The following is a 17,612-nucleotide window of genomic DNA, read 5'->3' on the forward strand; positions in this document are numbered from 1 at the left end:
CGAGCGGGTGTCACCGATCCGCTCGTACACCGGCAGTTCGACCTCGCGGCGGATCCGCAACGCCTCGTCGACCTCGCCCCGCTGCTCGAAGATGTCGGCGATCTGGCCCCAGGTGATCGCGACCGAGCGGGTGTCACCGGTGTCAGTGAACAGTTGGCGGGCCTGGTGGAGTAGGTCCTCGGCCTGGTCGACCTCGCCGCGGGTGATCAGGCGGTTGGCGTAGTCGTAGAGGAGTGCGGCGTGGCCAGCCGGGTTGGTCTGCCGGTTGCTGGTCCGGGTCTGCTGGACGGCACGGTGGAGCAGGGTGTCGGCGTGGTCGCCGTCGCCGCTGGTGACGGCCGCGTCGGCGACGGCCCGTAGCAGGGTGACAGGAACCTCGTGGTTGTGGCGGTCGAGGAGGGTGATCGCGTGGTGGCCGAGTTCGGCGGCGGTGGAGGCCGGGCCTTGCCGCAGGGCGGACACGGCCTCGGTGGCGCAGTCGGCGGTGATGGTCGGGTTGTCGGCGGCCAGGGCCAGTTGGGTCAGCTGCAGGTCCAGGTCGCTGCCGCGGGCGGGTCGGGGCATGGCCCCGCCCCACTGGGCGTACAGCGGTTCGGCTGCCACGGTGGCGAGGGCGGCCCGCTCGTCGGGGGTGAGGGGGGCCAGGCGTCCGGCCGCGAGGGCGTTGACGGCCAAGGCCGGGAAGTCGGGGCGGTGCTGGTCGGGAAAGGCGTCAAGGAGCCCGAGGCCGCACAGACGGGACGCCGATCCGCCGACAGCTGCGGCGAGGACGTCGATGACGGGTTGCGGGACCGGAACGGTAAACAGGGTGCAGGCCTGCAACAGGTCGCGGTGGGTGGGACCGGCCTGGTCGAGGAGGGTGGCGAGCGCCAGGTTCTCCAGGAACTCGCCGATGTCGGAGTTGTCGGCCGGGAGATCACCCTGGCGAAGGTAGGCCTCCATGCCGACGACGGCGGCCTCGGCGCGGACCTGGTCGACCTGGCTGCTGTAGACCAGGCGCAGCCCGATGAGGTCCTGCAGCCCGGGGTTGCCACAACTGACCTCCAGAGCCCGCTGGGCCAGGTCGGCGCGCTCGGTCTGGTACTCGGCCGGGGCGAGGTCCTGCTGACGGCGTTGGAGCTTGCGCTGGGCCGCCGACGACAGTGGCTGCAACTGGACCGGTTCCAGTCGGGCCTCCAGCCCGTCGAGAGTGAATGTGTAGCGGCTGGTGACCAGGAGTCGGCTGTCGGTGATGGCCGGGTCGAATGCGGAGAGCACGTCGGCGAGCACGGTGGCGTGCTCGGGGTCGAGCCGGTGCGGGCCATCAGGGTTGGCGGTCAGGATCTGTTCGAGATCGTCGATGATCAGCAGGAGGGGTTTGCGAACGTCGTCGAGTTCCTGGGCGCACGGTCCGGCCAGCAGATCGATCAGGAGCGGTTTGAGGCGTTCCGGCTGTTGGCGGACCTCGACGCGCCTGTCTTCGATGAGGATGCGGGCGGCAGCATTGGTGGTGACGGCGTCGGCGATGGCGTCGAGGATCGCCGTCGGGGTGTAGTCGCCGAACACGACCGCGACGGCCCGGTTGGGGTGACGGTCGGCGATCCGGGCGGCCAGGCTCGACTTGCCCAACCGGCCCTGCCCGTGGAGCAGGACCCCGGCCTTCTGCCCGCCGCGCAGGGCCCGCAACGTGCGCTGCAGTTCCGGGCGGCGGCCAACGAACATCTCTGCGGCCGCGACCGGCAGTTGGTGCTTGCGGTCCAGGAACGTCTTGGTCACATGGTGCGGGGGCACCATCTGGCGTTTGCGGGTTCCCGCGACCAGCGGGCCGCCACCAGCCGGCCCCAGCCACAGCCGCGCCAGGTGCCACTCGGCGCGCTGGCGCTCGTCGGAACAGGCCAGCAGGTGGCGGCGGGCGTCGGCGACGGCCTCGGCCACCTCGACACGGCGGCCGAGCTGCCGGTACAGGCGTTCGGCGAAACGAGTGGCTGCCTGGTCGCTGACCGAGCCTTCCCAGCCGATGACCGCGGGAATCCCGGCGGCCACCAGCCCGGTGGCCATCGAGTGCGCCACCGACACGCCGGGCTCGGCTATCAGACCGCCGCGATGGCCGGCGCCGGCAGGAACATGCCCGGCCACGTCCGCACCGGTGGCGGTCAGGCAAGCCGACACGAACGCCAGCCGCGGCCGAGGAGTCAACAGGCCCACTAGCGCGTCCGCACTCGTCGGACACCCATACCCGAGATCATCTTCCATCAGCAGGACGGGGGTGGCGGGCCCGTCGGGCCCCGGACGCCAGTTGTGCAGCCCGTGACACGACAGATGAACCACCGGCATCCCGCCGAGCTCGGACAGACGCAATCCAAGATGCTCGGGATTGCCGGAGTCCTCGACAACGAGATCAAGGCTCGTCTCCCCGACGGCATTGAGGATGGCCATCTCCTCCGCCTCGAAGTCCAGCTCGTGCTGACCCCGGGGCGCCGAGGCCATGAACGCCACCCCCAGCCGGTACCCGTCCAGGGCCTGCGCCGGGCTCGGGTGACCGAGCCGACGCACCACAGCGAACAGCCTCGGCGCCTCGGCGAGAAACCCGCCCCCGGGGGCGGCAAGCAGCTCGTACGGGGCCCGCAGCAGCGCCCACGCAGCTTTGGACGGCCTCGCCGGCGCTCGGACCTCGAACACCAGTGGCGCCGACGCCTCATCGAGCAGACGCGTCAACTGGCCGAGATCACCGTCGAGCCACCGATACAACTCGCGTCCCACCACGAGCAGCGCCTGGTCCTTGGAGCCGTTACGCACGGCATCCACATACTGGCCGGCGACGGCAGTGAGCAGCTCGACGTCAGAGGTCTGCAACATCCGACGGGGACCGACCCGCTGGCCATCAACGACCAGCTCAAACCCGTTGGCGTCCGCAACCAGCCCAGTAACCATATGTCATCTTAACGTTGCTGAACGCTACTTCAGGGGGCAAATGGCGGATCAGCTCTTCGCTTGGATTCGTTCCGCGGCTGCCTCACCCACTACGAAGTACCGGAGATCACGGACAGTGTTCTCGCCACGGGGCAGGCTGAGTTGACGAAGCAAGCCGACGTCCACACCCTCGGCGCCTCGCTGCTCATCTCCGCTGTTGCAACTCGCCCTGGTCGAAGCTCAACGGGAGCGAGAGAAGGCGAGGGGACAGCGCAACATCAGCGCTGCGGCGCCCGTGGCGGCTCAGGCCGTCGAGGAGTCGAAGTGCGCCGGCGAGTGCCTAGCCGCTGCTCCGCGCAAAGTGGCGATACTCCCGACCCAAGTAGGGTTCCAAGAACGGCTACGGCGCTGGCGATGATGGACCCCACTCTTCAAGCTGATCACGCTTCGCTACCGGTGGTGAGCTGCTGGCCCGATTTCACTGCCACGTAGGTGATGCCCTCGGCATCACCTATGCCGAGGGCATGACTTTCTGATCCGTAGCTCTAAAGAGGTCGGTCAGCGACGGTCCTACAAGCCGCGCCTCGGGCCTAGAGAGCGGGTCTGCTGCACGATCGGGTGACATCTTGACCTGCCCCACGGTTTGGGTTCCAGATGCGGTGGCTAACTGGCGGCGGGGATGGTGTCTTGTTCGGAGAGTAGTTCGTACTCGATCGGGGTGCGGTAGCCCAATGCTGAGTGGCGCCGCTGCCGGTTGTGGAAGACCTCGATGTACTCGAAGATCGCGTTCGCCAACTCGACCCGAGTCTTCCACCGTTTGCGGTTCAACAGCTCGATCTGCATCGAGGACCAGAACGACTCCATCATCGCGTTGTCCAGGCCGTCTCCGACCGTGCCGAACGATGGCAGGAGCCCGGCGGAGCGGATCCTTTCCCCGAAGACCCAGGAGGTGAACTGGGTGCCGTGATCGGCGTGAACTATCCCGCCTGGTTCGGGGCGCCGGTTGCGGAGGGCCATGTCCAACGCGTTGACCACGAGGGTGGAGTCCTGTCTGGAGTCGATCGACCAGCCCACGATCTTGCGGCCGTTGGCGGAAACGTCGGCAGATCGCGGCACACGAACTGGGCCACGCCCTGGGGCTGTGCCACAAGTCGGACGCGGGCGGTCCGGGCTACTTGCGGTCGGGCGCGGCGGGCCGGCGATCAGGGCCGGACGCCCCGGGCCCTGATCCGAAGGACACGGGACGGGGCGAGTTACCCCGGGCCCGTCGCCCCGGCCGCCGAGATCAGGATTCCCGGCCGGAGAGTCAGCCCTTGAGCAGGTTGTAGGCGAGCCCCACGACGAGGAAGTACCCCAGATAAGAGGCGAGTACCACGCCCAGCATCGCCAGGAGCTTGACCGGCGTCCCGAACGGCTTGCGGGCGAGGAAGAGGTTCGCGGAGAGGCCCGCCGCCCCGATGAGCCCGCCTATCACCCCGCCGACCGGCAGCAGGAGGATCGGCACGATCGAGAGGATCAACTGCCACCAGGGGAGTCCCCGGAACTTGGCCCACGGATCCGGCTTGCCGAGCGAGTTCTTTCCAAGGTCGGGGATCTGCTGCATGTGCGGGAAACCTTCGTTCTTTTCATCGTGATCGTGCTGAACCGTCAGGATGCGGGTGACGGGCCTGCCGGGCAACGACGTGCCGACAACGGTTTGCCTACGAACCCGGCTGTCAACGGCTGGCTCGGCGTCCTTGCCCGCGCATTCGGTCCGCCTGGGACGTGTCCTTCGGATCAGCCTGCGATGCCGGGCGCCCCGGGCCTGACCTGATCAGAGAGACACGGCCTAGCCGACCCTTGTGGCACGGGTGTGGCACGGCCGCGATCGCAGCAAAGGGCCAGTTGCAGAGGATCAAGCCCCTGAACTGGCCCTTCATCGTGTGCCCCCGGCAGGATTCGAACCTGCGACACCCGCTTTAGGAGAGCGGTGCTCTATCCCCTGAGCTACGAAGGCGTGCGGATCGTGTGCGATCCGGTAGCTAGCGTAGCGGATACGGGATGGAGGCTGGGAGGGTTCCCGTTCGTGCAGGTGAGGGCGGGGACGGGTCGGCTGGTCGACGGCCGGGGGGGCTGCGCCTCATGTCGCGTACGAGGAGCTGTCACCGTGGCACGCACGAAGACACGAAGAGGTGTCCTCGTGGCGTGTCCGAAGGGGTGTCTCCGTGCCGCGTCCGAAGGAGTGCCCCCGTGTCGAGTACGACGAGGTGCCCCCGGCCGTAGATGCAGGGGTGCCTACGTGCCGCAGGCAGACGCAGGGGTGCCCATGTGCCGTAGACGCCGCGGTGATCGCGTGCCGTGTGGGAGCTGGGGGCTGGGGGCGGTGTTCGGGGGTCATCTGGTTGGGGGGCCTGAGAGTGCCGGTCGGATCAGGCGGAGGGTGCGGGTCAGTCGCAGGTCTCCCGTCTCGCGGGGGGACGGGGAGTCGGTGTAGGGGCCGGGAGAGCGTTGCGGGTGGGGGAGCGGCGGGGAGGCGGGGTCGGTCGGGAGGCGGGGCAGGGTCGTGGTGCCGGTGATCAGGGACAGCATCAGAAAGGAGGCCGCGCGGACATCGACGTCGGGGAGCAGGGAGCCGTCGCTCCTTGCCCGGTGCAGGGTTCCGTGCATGGCGACGAGCCAGTTCAGGTGACAGTGGAGTGTCGGATCCTCGGGGGTCCTGATCTCCTGCGTCAGGCGTGCGCCCGCGCGGACGACGACATCGGTTTCGAGGAGGCCTACGAGCGTGTGGGCCATGGCGGTGGCGATCTCGAAGGCCGGGGTCTCGCGCCGCGCCGGCTCGACGAGTGCGGCGCCCGAAGTCACGCAGGCCTCCGCCTGGACGGCCCGGGCGAGATCGGACTTGGCCGCGAAGTGGAAGGACAGGGCGCCCTTGGTGATCTGAGCGCGTTTGCTGATCGCTGACAGGGTGGCGCGCTCGTAGCCGGACTGGTCGAACACCGTCGAGGCCGCCCGGATCAGGTTGCGCCTGGTTCGCTCGGCCCTCTCCTGCCTCACCACGACGCGATCACCTGGACGCTCCTTGTCGTTCGGCCGCTGTTTGTCCTGCCGCAAGTGACGCTAGGAATCCGCTTTTGGGTCTGTCAACGGGGCCTGGGCGCGCAGATCATCTTCACGCCATCGTGGTCGTCCTCCTGCGGAGAGCGGGAGGGGAGGGGAGAGCAGGGGAGCGGGACCTCCCTGTTTGTGGCTCTGGCCAGGCACTCTCAACTCAACTGCACTCGACGGAAGCGGCCCGCGATGTGCAGGTCCGCCTCGATGCGGGTCGCCGTCGCGTGGAGTTCGGGCAGTACCTCCTGGACGCACGCCTCGGCGGTACGGCGGCTGCTGTGCATGGCGACGTTCACCGCGGCCATGACCCGTCCGCCGCGGTCGCGCAACGGGACCGCGATGGATCGCAGACCCTGCTCCAACTCCTCCTCGACCATGGCGTATCCGGCCTTCCGCACCCGCTCCAGCTCTGCCCTGAACCGCTCCGGGTCCGTGATGGTCAGCGGGGTCAAGGGGGTCAGGGGCGTCAGCGGGCTCAGTGGGGAGAGGTCGGCGTGTGGTTCGGCGGAAGGGGTGGGGCTCGGTCCGTCGGAAGGGTCTCCGAGTCGGCCGCCGTCGGGCCCCTCCGTCGCGCGGGCCTCCGGCAGATCGGCCAGCATGACGCGGCCCAGCGAGGTGGCGTACGCGGGCAGCCGGGTGCCGACGGTGACGTTGACGCTCATGATGCGGCGGGTGGAGACGCGTCCGGTGTACTGGATCTCGTCGCCGGTCAGCACCGCGAGCGACACCGAGTCGTGCAGCCGTTGGGAGAGTTCGGTCATGTGCGGGGCCGCGATCTCGGGGAGCGAGGTCCGTGAGAGTGGAGGGAAGCCGAGGCCCAGGACGCGCGGGGTGAGCCGGAAGACACGGTCGTGCGTGGTGACGTATCCGAGGTGTTCCAGCGTGATCAGGGCGCGGCGAGCCGTCGCGCGGGCGAGTCCGGTCGCCTGGGCGACCGCGGTGAGGGTCAGTTCGGCGCGGCCCTCGCCGAAGGCGGTGATCACGGTCAGCCCGCGGGCCAGCGACTCGACGAACTCCCGCCCCAGTTCCTGCTTGGAGGCGCCGGTCCAGTCGGCGAGTCCGGAGGGGGCGGCGGCCTTCCCGGCGGTGCCTGATTCCTCGACTCGCTCGTTCCCCGTTGTGGTCGGCGCCTTCCGCTCCGGGGCCCGTACTTCCGGGGCCCGCAGCTCAGGGGCCCCCGGTTCCGGCGTCAGCTCGCTGTCCAGGGCCAACACCCGTTCCATCTCGGCCACCGCCCTGCGCAGCCGCGGCAGCAGTGTGTCGCGCAGGTCGGCGGCGCTGTGTCGGCTGGTGTGGCTCACCACGTTCACCACGCAGGCGATCCGCCCCGCCTCCCGTACGGGCATCGAGACGGCGACCAGCCCCGGCTCGATCAGCTGATCGTCCAACGCCCAGCCCGCCCTGCGCGCTTCGGCCGTCCGCTGCTCGAAGTCGTCGCCGACCGTGGGGAGTTGACTGGGCGAAAGGGTGGCCGATTCCGACCCTCCCTCGTACGGTCGGCTCCGCGCCGGTACGGCCGGAAAGCCACGGTCCTCCGGATCGGTCGCGCGGCGCTCCCGCCAGCGTGTCCACTCCTCCTCGCTCCAGTCGGACGCTAACAGCGGGCCCGGCGCGGTGCGTTCGGCGGGGAGCAGGTCGCCGATGCGGAAGCTCAGGGACATCGCGCGGCGCCGGGTCGTCTGATGGATGAAGCGGACGCCGTCCTGGTCGCCCACCGCGAGGGACACCGACTCGTCCAGTTCGTCGGCGAGTTCGTCGGCGTACGCGTCCAGGAGCCGGGGGAGCCGGAGAGCGGCGAGATAGGCGTTGCCGAGTTCCATCAGGCGGGGGGACAGTACGGCGTCCCGGCCGTCGAGGCGTACGTATCCCATGCGCGCGAGGGTCGCCGTGATCCGGTCGACGGTGGACCGCGCGAGCCCGGTGGCCCGCTCGAGTCCGCTCAGACTGGACACCCCGTCCGCCTCGGTCAGCCGCCGCAGTACGGCGATCCCGCGGATGAGCGGCGTGACCGCCTCGGCGGGCACCTCGCCCCCGGTGCCCGCCCCCGCCCCCGTCGCCGGCCCGGTCTGCGATGACGTGACGTTCGATGGCGTGATGCTCGAGGGCGTGACGTTCGGTGACATGGGGTTCGATGACATGGGCTCTCCGATGCGGCTCTCAGAAGAGTCACCGTGTGGTGGATCTCGGTCGAGCCACGGTGCGGCGGCCCTCGGTCGAGCCACGGTGCGGCGGCTCTCAGATCAGCCAAGGTAGTGCTTCCCCCGTCGCCGAAGCAGGTCAGCGGCGTGTCACGTACACCCGGTACTTCCCCGCGGTGTCCGTCGCCGCGACGTGGACGGTGAGCCCCGCTTTCGGGTCCTTGAAGGTCTCCCCGGGGCCGAAGGGCGCGTCGGAGAGTTCGGCGTGGACGTTGGGGGAACGGGTGCAGCCGCCGCTGTCGCGGTGGGAGTCGTACACCGTGACGGGCCCGTTCCCGGTGTCCACGTCCGCGTCGACCTTGTAGACGAGGATGCCGGGATGGCAGACCGCGGAGTCGTTGCCCGCGCGGGTGCGCAGTTCGAGGACGTACCCGCTCTGGGAGCTGGTGGGGACTACGACGAGCTTGGCGCCGCCGCGCACGGCCAGCGGGGTCAGCGTGTACTCGGTGGTGCCGGGCGCTGCCGCGCAGCTGACCTGGGAGGGGTCGAGCCAGCCGAGCTTCCACTTGTGCCAGCCCAGGAGGTCGTTGTCGGCCCCCCAGTCCTCGCTCATGATGTCCCAGTGCCCGACCGCGCCGCCGCCGTCCTGGGTATAGAGGTCGGGCAGGCCGAACGTGTGGCCGTTCTCGTGCGGCAGCACGCGGTAACCGGTGTCGGAATAGGAGCCTGAGCCGTCGTCCTGGCGGCTGTAGACGAAGGATGCGTTGGCGACCGGGACGCCGTCGGCGACCGGCGCCTCGGTGTTGCCGGCGAAGGTCACGGACAGCACGGTGTCCAGCGCGGACGGCCCGGCATTCGGTGTGACCAGCACGTTCAGGATGTCGTACGAGCGGAAGTCGACCTCGGGATCGGCCGCGGCCACGATGTCCTGGACCAGTTCGCGGTACCCGGGGTCGAAGGGCGCGCCGCGTTCTATGCCGTACGCCTTGAAGGGCTTGGGCATCCGCAGCCAGTGCCGGACGGGGGCGTCGGGGCGGTAGTCGAGACGGCCGTAGGAGCCGGTGCGGAACCATTCCTGCGTCTTCGGGAAGAACTCGCCGTACCGGTCGAGCGCACTGCCCTTGCCGGGCGCGTCGGAGAAGTCGACCATCAGCGTCAGGGCCCGGAGGGTACCCGTGGAGCGGGCGTAGCCGGGTGCGGTCGGGATGCCTTCCCCCATCTGGATGCCCGACGGCCCGTTGATCATGCAGGGGCCGAGCGCCGTGGAACGGGCCAGCGCGGTGGAGCCCGCCGTGGCGGAGCCGGCCGTCAGATGCCCGGTGCCGGCGGAGGTGCTGACCGCCAGCGTCAGGACAGTCACCGTGACGAGCGCGGCCACCCGGCGCGGGCGTATCCGGCGGCGGGACGGCTGCATGCGGGGGCCCTTCGCTCCACGGCAGCCGCCGGTCTCCGACTGCACCCTTTCGATCACCCTGAGTCGCCGACGCGCCGGGCGCGCGCTGGATGGGCCCGATCGGGTTCATCTCCGGGAGGGCCCGAGACGGCCCCCGCCGGGGTGGGAACAGCGGGGTCGCGGGGCCCTGGCGGGGCGGGTGGAGGGGGGCGTGGCGACCGGCTCGGAGGGGCGGGTGGAAGGGGGTCGGGCGACAGGCTCGGAGGGGCGGGTGGAAGGGGGTCGGGCGACCGGCTCGGAGGGCGGAGGGCGGTCGGCCGGAGGGGAGGAGCGAGGTCGGCTTGGAGGCGCAGGGAGCGACCGACGATCACTCCTGAAGGGATGTGACGCAGGTCACACATTTCTCTTCTGGACCGGGAAATAAGCGGGGATCGTTTCCCCGTTTAGTCATACGTCCGAGCGATCCGGGGACCGAATCCCCGGATCGCACTGAAGGTCCGAGATGCTTGGAGGAGTACGCCGTGGAGACCGCAACCCCCGTGCAGCGTCGAGTGGCCCGGCCCCGCGCCGATGCCCTGCGCAACCGGGAGCGGATCGTCGCCGCCGCCCGCGAGATGTTCGTCGAATTCGGCCCCGAGGTGCCGTTCGACGAGATCGCCCGCCGGGCCGGTGTCGGCAACGCCACGCTGTACCGCAACTTCCCCGACCGCGACGCCCTCGCCCGCGAGGTCGTCTGCTCGGTCATGGACCGCACCTCGGAATGGGTCGAGGTGGCGCTGGACGCGGGCGGCGACGCCTTCGAGTCGCTGAGCGGCTTCGTGCACTTCGCCGCCGACGAGCGGATCGGTGCCCTGTGCCCGATGCTCTCCGAGAACTTCGACCAGAACCATCCCGACCTGGTCGCCGCGCGCGACCGGATCACCGACCTGCTCCAGCAGCTGATGGCCCGCGCCCGCGAGGCCGGTCAGCTGCGCCCCGACGTCGAGTTGGGCGATCTGATGATCGCCGTCAGCCAGCTCACCAGGCCGCTGCCCGGCACCGCGTGCCAGGGCATCGACCGCTTCGTGCACCGTCATCTGCAGCTGTTCCTGGACGGTATGCGGGCTCCGGCCCGCTCCGAACTGCCCGGAGTGGCCGCCAACCTGGAGGAACTGCGACGAGCGTGACCGATGCGTCAGGTGCCGCGTCCCTGGGCGGATCGACCCAGTGACCCATTGGCCGACTGACGGACCGACGACCGACGGACCGAAGACTGCACCGGCCGACGACTGACCGGCAGTTGGAGCGATCGGTCGATCGGGAACCGATGAGTCCGGCACCGAGCGCCAGTCAGAATTCGTAACCCCTGCTCGGAACGAGTCGTACCGAGCCGCTTCCGGCCGTCAGTGCCGACGAGCCGTCCCTTTTCGCTGAATTTTTCGCTACGAAGTCCCGGAGTGGGTACCCCCATGTCTGAAACAGGAATCAAAGCAGTCCCGGACCCAGCGTCCGACGCGCACAGCAACCGCTGGAAGGCGCTCGTCTTCATCGCTCTGGCCCAGCTGATGGTGGTGCTCGACGCGACGATCGTGAACATCGCGCTGCCCTCCGCCCAGCAGGACCTGGGTATTTCGGACGGCAACCGGCAGTGGGTCGTCACGGCCTATGCCCTCGCCTTCGGTGGTCTGCTCCTCTTCGGCGGCCGTATCGCGGACCTGTGGGGCCGCAAGCGGGCGTTCGTCGTGGGTCTGGTCGGCTTCGCCGCGGCCTCCGCGCTCGGCGGCGCGTCACAGAGCGGCGCGATGATGTTCGGCGCCCGTGCCCTGCAGGGTGTGTTCGGCGCGCTGCTGGCGCCCGCCGCGCTCTCGCTGCTCGCCGTGATGTTCACCGACGCCAAGGAGCGCGCCAAGGCGTTCGGCATCTACGGTGCGATCGCCGGTGGCGGTGGCGCCGTCGGCTTCATCCTCGGCGGTGTCCTCACCGAGTACATGAACTGGCGCTGGACCTTCTTCGTCAACATCCCGTTCGCGATCGTCGCGGCCGCGGGCGCGTACTTCGTCATCCGTGAGCCGAAGGGCGGCCGCAACCGTTCGCCGCTCGACATCCCGGGTGTCATCCTGTCCACCCTCGGTCTGGTCTCTCTCGTCTACGGGTTCACCCGCGCCGAGTCCGACGGCTGGGGCGACTCCATGACGGTCGGCCTGTTCGTGGCCTCCGCTCTGCTGCTGGCCGCGTTCGTCTTCACCGAGTCCAAGGTCAAGGCCCCGCTGCTGCCCCTGCGCGTCATCACCGAGCGCAACCGCGGCGGCGTCTACCTCTCCCTCGGTCTCGCGATCATCGCGATGTTCGGCACGTTCCTCTTCCTCACCTACTACCTGCAGATCGTGAAGGGCTACTCGCCGATCTCGACCGGCTTCGCCTTCCTGCCGATGATCGCGGGCATGATCACGGGCTCCACGCAGATCGGTGCCCGTCTGATGACCCGGGTCGCGCCGCGGCTGCTGATGGGTCCGGGCTTCCTGGTCGCCGCGCTCGGCATGCTGCTCCTGGCGCAGCTGGAGATCGGCTCGTCGTACGTCTCCCTGGTGATGCCGGCGATGCTGCTGCTCGGCCTCGGCATGGGTACGGCGTTCATGCCCGCCATGTCGCTGGCCACGCACGGCATCGAGCCGCGTGACGCCGGTGTCGCCTCCGCGATGGTCAACACCTCGCAGCAGGTCGGCGGTGCGATCGGTACGGCCCTACTGAACACGATCGCCGCCTCCGCGACCACCGTCTACATCAAGGACCACATGGCGGGCGCCGGCTCCAAGGCGCAGCAGCAGCTCGTCCAGGCGGAGGGCATGGTGCACGGGTACAGCAACGCGATCTGGTTCGCCGTCGGCATCCTCGTGGTCGCCGCGGGTATCGCCTTCACCTTCATCAACACCGGCCGTCCGGACGCCTCAGCGGTCGTCGGTTCCGGCACGGGCGAGGGCGTGGAGGACGAACTGAAGGTGCCGGTCATCGCCCACTGACCCCGCGCCTACCCCGTACTCCGGTACTTCCGTAGCCCGTACTCCGGTGCTTCGCGTACGGACGGGGGGTGGGGACGCCTCGTCCGTACGACTCCCAGAGACTGCCCCGGTTCCAAGCCAGACGGAGCCGGGGCAGTCCGCTGTCAGGGCAGCGGCAGTCCCCTGTCCGGACCGGGGCAGCCCCTGTCCGGAAGGCGGCAGTCCCCTCTCCGAACCCCGGACTTCCCGCGTCGGCGACCAGATCCAAACGGCGGGCCCTAGCGCAGCCAGGGCAGGTCCGCGCCCGCGTCCGTCGGCTGGAGCCCCTCGGCGATGATCCGCATGGCCTCGCCGAAGGCCTTCTGCTGGTCCGGGCCGAGTCGGTCGAACAGGGCCTGGCGCACGGCGGCCACATGGCCCGGCGCGGTACGCCGCAGTACGTCGTAGCCGTCGTCGGTCAGGACGGCGAACTGTCCTCGCTTGTCGGAGGGGCAGTCCTCGCGGCGAACCCAGCCGTTCTTCTCCAGGCGCGCGATCGCGTGCGAGAGCCGGGAACGGGTGATCTTCGCGTTCATGGCCAGCTCGGTCATCCGCAGCCGTCGGCGCGGCGCCTCGGCGAGCTGCACGAGGAGGCCGTAGTAGATGTGCGGCATGCCCGCGTCGCGCTGGAGCTGGCGGTCGAGATGGTCCTCCAGGAGGGTCGTGGCGTGCATGTACGCGCGCCAGATGCGCTGTTCCTCGTCGGTGAGCCAGCGCGGCTCTTCAGCGGGAGCGGGTGCCGTGTTCATGTACTCCACTGTACGAGCCTCTTCTTGAAACTTAAACAAACGAGGCGTAGTCTCAGCGTCGAAAAGAACTTGAGACTTTAAGTATCTGCTTCAAAAGTCAAGCACCGCGCCTTACGCTTGAACCCTCTGGAGGGAGCCGCCATGTCCGCCGCCACCGAGGAGCGCCCCGCGCAGGAGCGCATGCCAGCCCTCTATCTCAGTCACGGCGCCCCGCCGCTCGCCGACGACCCTGTCTGGCCCGGCCAGCTCGCCGCCTGGTCCGCGGATCTGCCCCGCCCCAAGGCGATCCTCATGGTCTCCGCCCACTGGGAGGAGGCGCCGCTAGCCCTCGGCGCGATCGAGACGGTCCCCCTGGTGTACGACTTCTGGGGCTTCCCCGAGCACTACTACCAGGTGACGTACGCCGCCCCCGGCGCCCCGCGGCTCGCCGAGTCCGTACGGAAGCTGCTGCGCGCGCCCGGCATGCCGGTGCAGGACATCCCGGACCGCGGACTCGACCACGGCGCGTACGTCCCCCTGGTGGAGATGTTCCCCGAGGCCGACATCCCGGTGCTCCAGATCTCCCTGCCGACGCTCGACCCGGTCCGACTGTTCGAGATCGGCCGCAAGCTGGCGCCGCTGCGCGACGAGGGCGTGCTGATCGTCGGCTCCGGCTTCTTCACCCACAACCTCGCCGCGCTGCGGCACACCGGCGGGGGAGTCCCCACCTGGTCGAGTGAGTTCGACGACTGGGGGCACCGCGCGCTGGAGGCCGGTGACGTGGACGCGCTGCTCGACTTCGAGCGCAAGTCTCCGGCGGGCCGCCTCGCCCACCCGCGCACCGAGCACTTCGCACCGCTCTTCGTGACCATGGGCGCGGCGGACGTCGCCGGCGAGCTGGACGGGCAGCGGTCCGTGATCGACGGATTCTGGCTGGGAATGGCGAAGCGGTCGGTTCAGTTCGGCTGAGCACCCGGCCTTCGTGGCCCGGGGCGGCCGAGCGCCACCCCCGGCCGGCCGAGCGGCAGCCCCTAGAGGGTGAGTTCTTTCTCGTACCAGGCGACGTCCCAGTAGCGGCCGAACTTGCGGCCGACCTCACGGTAGGTGCCGACGTGGTGGAACCCGAAGCGTTCGTGCAGGCGCACGGACGCTTCGTTGGGCAGCGCGATGCCCGCGTAGGCCCGGTGCAGGTCCTCGGTGGCGAGCGCCGCGAAGAGGGCTTCGTAGAGGAGGGTGCCGACGCCCCGGCCTGTGCCGTCCGGGGCGAGGTAGACGGTGACCTCGACAGAGGTCGCGTAGGCGGGCTTCACGCGAAAAGCGCTGGATGTGGCGTACCCAAGAATCGCCTGTGAGTCCGCGTCCGTGGCAACCATCAGGCGGTGCGGTCCGTCTTCTGGGTGGGAGAGCAGCCACGAGCGACGTTCTTCCGGCGTGAAGACGGCGGTGTCGAATGTGATGGGCGTCTCACGCACGTAGTGGTTGTAGATGTCCGTGAGGGCGTCGAGGTCAGCCGCGACTCCCGGCCTGACCTGCACATCTGTACGTTCTGACGGCATCTGCCCTCCCGTGTGCTGCGACAGGGTACTGCATGATCAGAAAAATCGAGGTGCGGGTTGGGAATTCTGTCCTGATTCCAGTCGTTGTTTCCATCAGATGCCGGGCACCCGGGAGGGTGAGCCCGACGTCCAGGACCACCCGCAAGCCCACCACGCAAGGGAGCACGCATGGCAACCCGTGCCGTCGCCCGTCGTAAGTCCGCCACCGGCGGGACCGCCGACGCGGCACGCAGTGTTCGCGCCGTAGGCGGCGAAATCGCCGATCGCGACCTGGTCGGCATGTACCTCGACGAGATCGCCCGTACACCGCTGCTCGACGCCGCCAAGGAAGTCGAGTTGTCCCAGGTCATCGAGGCGGGTGTGTTCGCGCGGCAGATCCTCGACGGCGAGGCGGAGGCCAAGGCGGATGCGTCCCGTGAGGAGCTGGAGGCGTTGGTCGCCGACGGCGAGCGCGCGAAGGACGTGTTCATCCGCTCGAACCTGCGACTGGTCGTGGCCGTGGCGCGCCGTTACCCGCGCAGCGGCCTGCCCCTGCTCGACCTGATCCAGGAAGGGAACGCCGGCCTGGTGCGCGCGGTCGAGAAGTTCGACTACCGCAAGGGCTTCAAGTTCTCGACGTACGCCACCTGGTGGATCCGGCAGGCCATCACCCGTTCCATCGCCGACCAGTCACGCACGATCCGCCTCCCCGTCCATCTGGTCGAGGAGCTGGGCAGGATCCGCCGCGTGCAGCGCGAGTTCAACCGTGAGAACGGGCGGGAGCCCGAGCACACGGAGATAGCCACCGAGCTCGGTTCGACGCCGGAGCGCGTGGGCGACGTCCTGGACTGGGCCCGCGACCCGGTCTCGCTGAACATGGCGGTGGACGACGAGGGCGAGACCCAGTTCGGTGACCTGCTGGAGGACACCTCGGCTGTGTCGCCCGAGCAGTCGGTCCTCACGCTGCTGCGCAGCGAGGAGCTGGACGACCTGATCGGCCACCTCGACCAGCGCACCGCCTCCATCATCAAGATGCGGTACGGCATCGAGGACGGCCGGGAGCGGACGCTCACGGAGGTCGGCAAGGAGCACGGGCTGACCCGCGAGCGCATCCGTCAGATCGAGAAGCACGCGCTGCTCGAACTGAAGAAGCTGGCGCGCGACACCGGATTCGACGCGGCGGCGTAACGGCCAAGGGGTGCACGGCGCTTACGGGGCGACCGGGGGAGTGCGGTGAGTGGGCCGATCGGGTTCACTCACGGCGAGGGCGCGAGACGCGGCTTTCCCGGTTCGCGCACGGGAACCTGCGCCACGTTGGCCACAAGTCGACCAGACATGGCCATGTAAGGCCGCTTCAACCTGCTGGGCTCTGGGAACAAGACTTCAGGGCCCACGCTTAAGGGTCCCATCCGGGCGGTGGCACACCGCCCCCAAGAACCGAGTCCCGACGCACACCCCCCCCGCGCCGGGACTCTCCCAGAGCCGAGCTTCGGCGCCTCCCCCCCCCTGGCGCCGAAGCTCGGCTCCACTCTTGTTCCGGGAGTCGGGCCGAGGGGTCTAGCCGAGGGGTCGAGCCGGGCCCGAGCGGGGCCAGTGAAGTCGGCCAGGGATTCCGGCCAGGGATTTCGGGCAGGGTGGGACGGGCCACCCCGAACCTGAACCCCGGGGTGACCCGGATGGCAGATTCTGCCACAGCGGTATTACCTGCCGTACTTGACCGGCCCCGGGGCGTCACCAGCACCGGAAGCGGCCGTCGACTGCCGACCCCGGACCACCGTCGCCGACCGGCCGGTGCCGTCAGTCCGCGGAACGGCTCCCCGCCCGGCTCAGCCGCGCCCCCAAGTCCCTCACGTACTCCGCCAGTTCTCGCGGCTCCCGGACCGTGAACTCGCAGTCGACCATCGCGAGCCGTATCGCGAGCCATTCCACCGAGTCACTGGCGGAGGCGCGCAGGCGGCAGGTGTGCTCGTCGATCGGCTCGGGCGCGCCGACCCACGCGGGCACGCGCGCCGCGACGAAATCGGCCGGTGCGGCGAACGTGACATCGAACGCGTACGTCTCCTGACGCCGGTACATCGTCTGCCGCAGGTATTCGGCGGCGTCGCCGGTCGGCAGGTCGCGAGGTGTGAACCGGGTTCCCGTCGCGAACGGCTCGGTCACCCGGTCGACGCGGAACGTCCGCCAGTCCTCGCGGTCGAGGTCGTACGCGACGAGGTACCAGCGGCGGCCGGTGGAGACCAGCCGGTACGGCTCGGTCAGCCGCCTCGACGGCGTCCCGTCCCCCGAGCGGTACGCGAACCGCAGCCGCTCCCGTCCGGCCACGCTCGACGCCATCACGGTCAGCGTCTCGGGCGCGATGCTCGCCCCGTCTCCGCTGGTCAGGGGTGTGGTCGCGGCCTGGAGCGTGGACACGCGGTGCCGCAGCCGGGACGGCAGCACCTGTTCCAGCTTGGCGAGGGCCCGTACGGAGGCCTCGTCCACGCCCGCGACCGCGTGCCCGGCGCCGGCCCGCAGGCCCACCGCGATCGCCACGGCCTCCTCGTCGTCGAGCACCAGCGGCGGCAGCGCCTTGCCCGCAACCAAGCGGTATCCGCCGTCCGCTCCCTTGCTCGCCTGCACCGGATAGCCCAGTTCGCGGAGCCGGTCGATGTCGCGGCGAACCGTGCGCCGGGACACCCCGAGGCGCTCGGACAGCTCGCCGCCAGGCCATTCGCGGGGCGTCTGGAGGAGGGAGAGGAGCTGGAGGAGCCTGGCCGGTGTATCGGTCGTCATGTTTTCCAGGGTGCCGCAGAACTAGGACACGATCTGACCTAATCAGGCCTTAGCTT

At 69.6% G+C, this 17,612-nt stretch carries 13 protein-coding genes, 1 tRNA gene and 2 pseudogenes; 6 read left to right on the forward strand and 10 right to left on the reverse strand.

Annotated elements, in window-relative coordinates; all coding sequences use genetic code 11:
* The coding region (locus tag ABZX90_RS14560; RefSeq protein ID WP_355204805.1) for a CHAT domain-containing protein at positions 1-2,835 on the reverse strand (2,835 nt) is incomplete at its 3' end.
* Positions 2,836-2,979: 144 nt separating this feature from the next.
* Here ABZX90_RS14560 and ABZX90_RS14565 point away from each other — a divergent pair.
* A pseudogene (locus ABZX90_RS14565) lies at positions 2,980-3,105 on the forward strand (protein kinase); the annotation flags it as partial.
* 447 nt (positions 3,106-3,552) lie between these two features.
* Here the strand turns inward: ABZX90_RS14565 and ABZX90_RS14570 are convergent.
* Positions 3,553-4,006: pseudogene (locus ABZX90_RS14570) on the reverse strand (IS3 family transposase); the annotation flags it as partial.
* 16 nt (positions 4,007-4,022) lie between these two features.
* On the opposite strand from ABZX90_RS14570, the gene ABZX90_RS14575 reads away from it, so the two are divergent.
* Positions 4,023-4,217 (forward strand): hypothetical protein, encoded by a 195-nt coding sequence (locus ABZX90_RS14575; RefSeq protein ID WP_355205078.1) that lies wholly within the window; start codon positions 4,023-4,025, stop codon positions 4,215-4,217.
* On the opposite strand, the gene ABZX90_RS14580 is transcribed toward ABZX90_RS14575, so the two are convergent.
* From ABZX90_RS14580 to ABZX90_RS14600, 5 genes are all read right to left on the reverse strand, one after another.
* Entirely contained in the window at positions 4,196-4,492 is a 297-nt protein-coding gene (locus ABZX90_RS14580; RefSeq protein ID WP_355204808.1) for a hypothetical protein, read from the reverse strand. The two genes, ABZX90_RS14575 and ABZX90_RS14580, sit on opposite strands and share 22 nt — an antisense overlap.
* Positions 4,493-4,812: 320 nt before the next feature.
* Positions 4,813-4,885 (reverse strand) — tRNA-Arg (locus tag ABZX90_RS14585).
* Between the two features lie 377 nt (positions 4,886-5,262).
* A complete protein-coding gene (locus tag ABZX90_RS14590; RefSeq protein WP_355204811.1) occupies positions 5,263-5,925 on the reverse strand; it encodes a ScbR family autoregulator-binding transcription factor in 663 nt (220 codons plus the stop codon).
* Between the two features lie 206 nt (positions 5,926-6,131).
* The gene (locus tag ABZX90_RS14595) at positions 6,132-8,114 is read right to left on the reverse strand and encodes an IclR family transcriptional regulator C-terminal domain-containing protein (protein ID WP_355204814.1); all 1,983 of its coding nucleotides are present in this window, start codon (positions 8,112-8,114) and stop codon (positions 6,132-6,134) included.
* A 139-nt stretch (positions 8,115-8,253) separates the two neighbouring features.
* Complete coding sequence (locus ABZX90_RS14600; protein WP_351120365.1) at positions 8,254-9,528, reverse strand: M6 family metalloprotease domain-containing protein; 1,275 nt, start codon at positions 9,526-9,528, stop codon at positions 8,254-8,256.
* A gap of 500 nt (positions 9,529-10,028) precedes the next feature.
* On the opposite strand from ABZX90_RS14600, the gene ABZX90_RS14605 reads away from it, so the two are divergent.
* The gene (locus ABZX90_RS14605) at positions 10,029-10,673 is read left to right on the forward strand and encodes a helix-turn-helix domain-containing protein (protein ID WP_351120363.1); all 645 of its coding nucleotides are present in this window, start codon (positions 10,029-10,031) and stop codon (positions 10,671-10,673) included.
* Positions 10,674-10,955: 282 nt separating this feature from the next.
* On the forward strand, positions 10,956-12,503 hold the full coding sequence (locus tag ABZX90_RS14610; protein ID WP_355204819.1) for an MFS transporter: 1,548 nt from the start codon (positions 10,956-10,958) through the stop codon (positions 12,501-12,503).
* Positions 12,504-12,760: 257 nt separating this feature from the next.
* Here the strand turns inward: ABZX90_RS14610 and ABZX90_RS14615 are convergent, their stop codons facing one another.
* Positions 12,761-13,270, reverse strand: coding sequence for a MarR family transcriptional regulator (locus tag ABZX90_RS14615; RefSeq protein WP_351120359.1), 510 nt, complete (start codon positions 13,268-13,270; stop codon positions 12,761-12,763).
* 141 nt (positions 13,271-13,411) lie between these two features.
* Here ABZX90_RS14615 and ABZX90_RS14620 point away from each other — a divergent pair, with 141 nt between their 5' ends.
* Positions 13,412-14,218 (forward strand): class III extradiol ring-cleavage dioxygenase, encoded by an 807-nt coding sequence (locus ABZX90_RS14620; protein ID WP_355204822.1) that lies wholly within the window; start codon positions 13,412-13,414, stop codon positions 14,216-14,218.
* 62 nt (positions 14,219-14,280) lie between these two features.
* Here the strand turns inward: ABZX90_RS14620 and ABZX90_RS14625 are convergent, their stop codons facing one another.
* Positions 14,281-14,805 carry an N-acetyltransferase family protein gene (locus ABZX90_RS14625; RefSeq protein WP_355204825.1) on the reverse strand — a complete coding sequence of 175 codons (525 nt, stop codon included), beginning with the start codon at positions 14,803-14,805 and terminating at the stop codon, positions 14,281-14,283.
* A gap of 168 nt (positions 14,806-14,973) precedes the next feature.
* On the opposite strand from ABZX90_RS14625, the gene ABZX90_RS14630 reads away from it, so the two are divergent.
* Complete coding sequence (locus ABZX90_RS14630) at positions 14,974-15,972, forward strand: sigma-70 family RNA polymerase sigma factor (RefSeq protein ID WP_351120353.1); 999 nt, start codon at positions 14,974-14,976, stop codon at positions 15,970-15,972.
* Between the two features lie 609 nt (positions 15,973-16,581).
* On the opposite strand, the gene ABZX90_RS14635 is transcribed toward ABZX90_RS14630, so the two are convergent.
* Complete coding sequence (locus tag ABZX90_RS14635; protein WP_355204829.1) at positions 16,582-17,556, reverse strand: YafY family protein; 975 nt, start codon at positions 17,554-17,556, stop codon at positions 16,582-16,584.
* Positions 17,557-17,612 lie beyond the last annotated feature (56 nt).

Source organism: Streptomyces sp. NPDC002935 (assembly GCF_040611295.1).
Taxonomy (GTDB): Bacteria; Actinomycetota; Actinomycetes; order Streptomycetales; family Streptomycetaceae; genus Streptomyces.

What these genes read in the sequence shown, in the direction of transcription:
- ABZX90_RS14620 (WP_355204822.1), top strand. Translation starts at nt 13,412, where the DNA reads ATGTCCGCCGCCACCGAGGAGCGCCCCGCGCAGGAGCGCATGCCAGCC.
- ABZX90_RS14580 (WP_355204808.1), bottom strand. Translation starts at nt 4,492, where the DNA reads ATGCAGCAGATCCCCGACCTTGGAAAGAACTCGCTCGGCAAGCCGGAT.
- ABZX90_RS14630 (WP_351120353.1), top strand. Translation starts at nt 14,974, where the DNA reads ATGGCAACCCGTGCCGTCGCCCGTCGTAAGTCCGCCACCGGCGGGACC.
- ABZX90_RS14625 (WP_355204825.1), bottom strand. Translation starts at nt 14,805, where the DNA reads ATGCCGTCAGAACGTACAGATGTGCAGGTCAGGCCGGGAGTCGCGGCT.
- ABZX90_RS14595 (WP_355204814.1), bottom strand. Translation starts at nt 8,114, where the DNA reads ATGTCATCGAACCCCATGTCACCGAACGTCACGCCCTCGAGCATCACG.
- ABZX90_RS14600 (WP_351120365.1), bottom strand. Translation starts at nt 9,528, where the DNA reads ATGCAGCCGTCCCGCCGCCGGATACGCCCGCGCCGGGTGGCCGCGCTC.
- ABZX90_RS14635 (WP_355204829.1), bottom strand. Translation starts at nt 17,556, where the DNA reads ATGACGACCGATACACCGGCCAGGCTCCTCCAGCTCCTCTCCCTCCTC.
- ABZX90_RS14610 (WP_355204819.1), top strand. Translation starts at nt 10,956, where the DNA reads ATGTCTGAAACAGGAATCAAAGCAGTCCCGGACCCAGCGTCCGACGCG.
- ABZX90_RS14615 (WP_351120359.1), bottom strand. Translation starts at nt 13,270, where the DNA reads ATGAACACGGCACCCGCTCCCGCTGAAGAGCCGCGCTGGCTCACCGAC.